The organism is Mesorhizobium sp. M2A.F.Ca.ET.042.01.1.1 (assembly GCF_003997405.1).
GTDB lineage: Bacteria > Pseudomonadota > Alphaproteobacteria > Rhizobiales > Rhizobiaceae > Mesorhizobium.
In genome coordinates this window covers 1-5,729 of sequence record NZ_RZRX01000325.1, presented here as the reverse complement: position 1 = coordinate 5,729, position 5,729 = coordinate 1, and the positions used below count along the sequence as shown (strand labels likewise).

At 64.1% G+C, this 5,729-nt stretch carries 5 protein-coding genes; all 5 read right to left on the bottom strand.

The features are described from left to right. Positions 1-171: 171 nt before the first annotated feature. Positions 172-2,241 carry a bifunctional UDP-sugar hydrolase/5'-nucleotidase gene (locus EOA23_RS30710; RefSeq protein ID WP_127306882.1) on the bottom strand — a complete coding sequence of 690 codons (2,070 nt, stop codon included), beginning with the start codon at positions 2,239-2,241 and terminating at the stop codon, positions 172-174. A gap of 188 nt (positions 2,242-2,429) precedes the next feature. Further along, entirely contained in the window at positions 2,430-2,804 is a 375-nt protein-coding gene (locus EOA23_RS30705) for a hypothetical protein (protein ID WP_126059566.1), read from the bottom strand. An 86-nt stretch (positions 2,805-2,890) separates the two neighbouring features. Further along, positions 2,891-4,336 (bottom strand): homospermidine synthase, encoded by a 1,446-nt coding sequence (locus EOA23_RS30700; RefSeq protein ID WP_127306881.1) that lies wholly within the window; start codon positions 4,334-4,336, stop codon positions 2,891-2,893. Between the two features lie 131 nt (positions 4,337-4,467). After that, the gene (locus EOA23_RS30695) at positions 4,468-5,397 is read right to left on the bottom strand and encodes a DUF3445 domain-containing protein (RefSeq protein WP_127306880.1); all 930 of its coding nucleotides are present in this window, start codon (positions 5,395-5,397) and stop codon (positions 4,468-4,470) included. 39 nt (positions 5,398-5,436) lie between these two features. Next, a partial coding sequence (locus EOA23_RS30690) for an aminotransferase class IV (RefSeq protein ID WP_189341767.1) occupies positions 5,437-5,729 on the bottom strand: 293 nt, incomplete at its 5' end.

The window sequence follows — 5,729 nt, the reverse complement described above, 5'->3', positions numbered from 1 at the left end:
TTTTACGCATGTCTTTATCCCGAAACCGGTTCCTACTGTCGGGAGACATGCTTTAGCGATGCCCTGCCGGTTTTCAATGCTGCGTCTGGCCGCACCTTATCGTGTTTGGCACCGGAAAAGAAACACCCGCCCGGTTCGCCCGGGCGGGTGCCATGAATTCTGGGCTACCGCTTACTTCGCCGCCGGCGGAATGGTCAGCGTCGCGCCGAGCGGCAGGCGACGCGGCTTGAAGTCCTTGTTGGCCTCGGAGATGAGCTTCCATTTGGTGGCGTCGCCATAGGCTTTCTTGGCCAGCTCCCAATAGGTATCGCCGGCCGCGACGGTGTGGCTGGTTTCCGCCGGCTTGATTTCAGCGGGTTTGGCCGGCTCGGCGGCGGGAGCAGGGGTCGCCGGGGCGGTCTCGGCCGGCTTTGACGGTTCCGCGGCCGGCGCCGTTTCAGCGGGAACCGCCGGCGGTGTGCCGGCAATGTCGCTGGAGCCGGAAGGCATAGCAGGCATCGCCGGCTCGCTTGCCGGCGCAGCCTCGGCCGGTTTTGCCGCCTCGGCCGCAGGCGCCTGGGTGGCTGCTGGAGCGGTCTCGGCAGGCTTTGCCGGCTCCGCGGGCTTGGCCGGCTCAGCCGCCGCCGTCGTTGCCGCGATCTCGGTGATGCGTCCGTCGAGCTTGGGCGTATAGGGCCGATGCGCGCCGAGATAGTCGGCCACAACCTGCTCCAGGCCGGGGCCGTAGTCATAGGCGTCCTTGGCCTTCTCGGCGAAGACCTTGTAGCCGTCGCCGCCCTGGCGGACGTAATTGTTGGTGGCGACCAGATATTGCTTGTCGGGATTGATCGGCGCCCAGGCGCCGTTCTCCATCACCTCGACCGATTTGACGCGACCGGCGTTTGGCGCGACGGACTTGTCGAAGGAATATTTCAGCCCTGCGACCTGCGGGAAGCGGCCGGCGCCGTCCTCGACCTGGCTGAGGCCGCTTTCGAGGCCCGCGACGAGGTCCTTGCCCGAGATCTTGAAGGTGGCCAGCGTGTTCTGGAACGGCAGCACGGTCAGCACCTCGCCCATCGTCACCGTGCCCTGGTCGATCGAGGCGCGCAGGCCGCCGCCGTTCGAGATGACGATCTCGACGCCCTGGCCCTTGGTGCGGTCGAGGATGGCATCGGAGACGAGATTGCCCATCTCGCATTCCCGCGCGCGGCAATTCTCGCGGCTGCCATCGATCGCCTTGGTGGTCTCGGCCACCTCCTTGTTCTTCAGCGCCTCGATCGGCGCGCCGAGCTCCTTGATGCGGGCAAGGACAGCGGGATCGGGCGTGATCGACTTGTCGAGATAGATCGGGGCGCCGCTGGCTTCCTTGACGTTGCCATTGTCGTCGAACACGACCTTGAACTCGCCGAGATATTTCGAATAGGACGCCGCCTGCACGACCGGCACCTTGGAGCCGTCGGGGTTGTCGACCATGGTCGGGTAGGGGCCTTCGGCCTTCGGGTCGGTGTTGGACAGAAGCGTGTGGCTGTGGCCGCCGACCACCACGTCGATACCCGGGATTTTGGCGATCACGTCGCGCTCGCGCCTGTAGCCGATATGGGTGACCGCAATGATCTTGTTGATGCCCTGCGCCTTGAGCTTCTCGACTTCGGCCGTGATCGATTTGACGTCGTCGGCGATGGCGATGTTGGGGCCGGGCGAGGCGAGTTCCGGCGTGTCGTTGGTGACGGCGCCGATGATGCCGATCTTTTGGCCGCCGACCTCGACCACGATCGACGGCTTGAACTTGCCGGCAGCGCCGGACTTGTCATTGGGCACGACATTGGCGCTGACGACCGGGAACTTCGCCTTGTCGAGGAAAGGCACCAGTGCCGTCTCGCCGTCGTCGAATTCGTGGTTGCCGAGCGTCACCGCGTCCGGCTTGATCTGGTTGAGGAACTCCTCCTCCACCGCACCCTTGTAGGTGGTGTAGAAGAGCGAGCCCTGAAAACTGTCGCCGGCATTGAGCAAGAGCAGGTTCTGCCCTTCGAGCTTCTTGCGCTCCTGCGCGATCGCCGTGATCAGCCGGCCGGCGCCGCCGATGCATTCGCCCTTGGTCTCCTCTTCGGCGGAACAGGTCGACTCGTATTTGTTGTTGCCTTCGATGCGGCTGTGCCAGTCGTTGAAATGCAGGATGTTCAGCGTGTAGTCGGCAAAGGACACGCCGGCCGACAGGCCAAGCGTCGAAGCGGAAAGGGCTAGGATGGCGGCAATCTTCTTCATCTGCGTCTCCCGGATAAGCTGACCTCAACGGTGCTTAACGCCTTCGCTTGACTGGAAAATAACAGTCGGCCTCGGGGCATGTTCACATCGGGTCCCGGCCGATGCAAGCACAAATCGGGGAGATGTTTGCCGGCACAAAAAAGGACGGCGGCTCGCGCCGCCGTCATTTTGATGGATGTCTGCTAGCCTCAGGCCCGACGCGTCAGCACGAAATTCTGGCCGCTGGCGCTGGTGCAGTTGAGCTGGCTGATTGAGACCATCAGGCAGTTGAAACTGACCGGCGTCTGGCGGATCAGCGAGGTGCCGTGGATCTCGACCGAGGTCGGTCCGGTCATGGTGTAGCTGCCTTCCGACAGCTTCTGGCCGGTGTCGGTGGCGACAGTGGTGAAGCTGCCGGCCGCGAAGGTCGACAGGCCGGTGCCCTTGGCGTCGATCCAATTGCCCTCGACGCCCTTGGGCGCGGCTGCGCCCGGTGGTTCCGATGGGCCGGTGGTTGTGCAGGCGGCCGCAGCCAGCAGGCTTGCCGCGGCGCCTGCCGAAAGCAGTTTGCGCGCAATGGTCATTCTTGAAAATCCTCTCCTCAGTCCGCTCCCTTCAATCGCCCGATTTCCGGGCGATTGCAAGGCGCTGCCACCGGTCGGTCCCGGCGCTATCGGACCAGAATGTTGCGGAACTGCCACGGGTCATCCTTGTCCAGGTCTTCCGGGAAGAGGCCCGGGCGATTGTCCAGAGGAGTCCAGTCGGTATAGTAGCCCCTGACCGGCCCGAGATAAGGCGACTGCACTTCGAGGCAGCGCCGGTAGTCCATCTCGTCGGCTTCCACGATGCCGGCCGCCGGGTTCTCAAGCGCCCAGACCATGCCGGCGAGCACCGCCGAGGTGACCTGCAGGCCGGTGGCGTTCTGGTAGGGGGCGAGCTTGCGCGCCTCGGCCAGCGACAACTGCGAGCCATACCAGTAGGCGTTCTTGTCGTGGCCGTAGAGCAGCACGCCGAGCTCGTCGACGCCGTCGACCAGCTCGTTCTCGTCGAGCACGTGGTGGACCGGCTGAGGCTTGCCGGCCGCGCCGAACATCTCGTCCAGCGACAGCAAGGCGTCGTTGCAGGGATGGTAGGCGTAGTGGCAGGTCGGGCGGTATTGGACCTTGCCCTTCTTCGAGCGCACGGTGAAGAAGTCGGCGATCGAGATCGACTCGTTATGGGTCACAAGCAGGCCGTATTGCGCGCCCGGCGTCGGGCACCAGCTGCGCACGCGCGTGTTGGCGCCGGGCTGTTCCAGATAGATCGCCGCCTTGGAGCCGTGCTTGTGCTTCTTGCCGTTCTTCGGCATCCAGTTTTCATGCGTGCCCCAGCCGAGCTCGGCCGGCTGCAGGCCTTCCGAGATGAAGCCCTCGACCGACCAGGTGTTCCAGAACACATTCATCGGTTTCGGCTTCTTGGTGCGCTGAGTGTCGCGCTCGGCGATGTGGATACCCTTGACGCCCGCCTTGTTCATCAGCCTCGCCCAGCCCTCGCGGTCTTCCTGCGCAGGCTCCGAAAACTCGAGCCCGAGATCGGTGGCGAGGTTGACCAGCGCCTTCTTGACGAACCACGAGACCATGCCGGGATTGGCGCCACAGGTGGAGACCGCCGTCGGGCCACCGGGCTTGTCCTGCTTTTCCTTGATCATCGCCTCGCGCAGCGCGTAGTTGGAGCGGCTGGCATTGTCGGCCTCGGCGTCGAAATAGAAGCCGAGCCACGGCTCGACGACGGTGTCGATGTAGAGCACGCCGAGCTTGCGGCACAATTTCATCAGGTCCACCGAGCCGGTGTCGACAGACAGGTTGACGCAAAAGCCCTGGCCGCCGCCATTGGTCAGAAGCGGCGTCAGCAGCTTCTTGTAATTCTTCTCGGTCACAGCGTCCTGCATGAAGGCGATGCCGCGCTCGTCGAGCAGCTTGCGGTCGGTGTCGAGAGGGTCGATGACCGTCATGCGCGACTTGTCGAACTTGAAATGGCGTTCGATCAGCGGCAGCGTTCCCCGCCCGATCGAGCCGAAGCCGATCATCACGACGGGACCGGTGATTTCACCGTAAACGGGCCAGTTTTCATTCGCCATTTTTTCGCACACTCCTTCAAACACGCGCAAAACCGGGCGCCTTGGCCCGAAGGCCAAGCGCTACACCACAGATCATTGTCATAAACCAGCGAAAAGCGCCAACCGCCGGCTAGGCCGTTCTGGGCGTGTGGTTAAGCCGATCCGGCCATGCGGCCGAGGAGTGCAACCAGCCGGTCGCGGTCGGCGGTCAGGCCCTTGTAGTCGAGCTGTTGCTGGTCGAGGGCCAGGAGCTGCTCCGCGAAGGAGGCCGCCAATGTCGCCCGGTCCGGATGGTCAGCGAGCACTTTGAGCGGGTCGAGATGGATGCGGATGGTGAAGAGGATGTCGCGCGACACTGGCAACTTGCGCAGCGTCTGGCGTTCGACGCGTATGAAGGCATGGGCGTTGACGTCGCCGTCGGGGAAGCGGCTCGGGCGGTTGGTGGCGCGGTCGATGCGCTCGACATTGGAGAGCGGATGATAGAGCCTGTCATCGGCTTGGATCGACCAGTTGAAGCGCTCGACCGCCTGGCCCTGCAGTCCGTCGAACATGCGGTTGATGAGCTCGGCCGGCCGCGTGCCGGGTCCGAAGCCGGGCACCGGTTCGTGGATCTGCTGCAGCGGCTTGCCGAATTTCTCCCGCAGCGACCAGGATGAAGGAAAGCACAGCGAGCCGGCGGCGAGCCGCCAGCCCCGCTCGTCGCGGCGCATCAGGATCAGGTCTTCCTGGACGAGCAGCGAGGCCTTCGCGAACGGCGCGTCGCGCAAGGCAGGAGGCAGCCGGTCGGTTATACCCTCGAACCCGGCCGGCTCGACACCGGCTCCGTTACGGCGGTGGGTTACGGGATGCGCGGCTTCGAGATGGGCGGCGAGCAGGTCGAGCACCTCGCGCTGAGCCTCACGGGTGCCGTCTTCCTCGACAAAGACCTTTTCCGGGATTTCAGCGTAGAGCCGCTGCTTTTCGGCGAGATGCGGCAGCAGGAACTCGTCGACCTCGATCCAGCGGTCGAAATCGAGCGGCTTCAGCCCGATGCTGAAGAGTTTCGAGGACCCGTCATAGGGTGTATGGGTCGGGTGGCGGATGCCTGTTTGGGTGTTATCCAGTTTGTCTCTCCAGCGTGGTCAGCCAAGCCGCGCCGGGATCAGCCCGCGCAGCGAGTTGCCGACGAAGATCGCCTTCGCCGCCTTCAGATCGTCGAAGCTGTAGATCGCTTCCACGGCGCGGCCTTCGTCCAGAAGCTCGCCGCGCAATATTCCAGGCAAAAGGCCGCAGTCGAGGCGGGGCGTGGCGAGAGGACCGTTGCCGAAATCGGTGAAGAGATTGGTGATCGTGCCCTCACAGATCTCGCCGCGCTCGTTGGCTAAAATCACTTCGTCGGCGCGCGTGGGGAGATATTCCGCGCGGGCATGCGTGT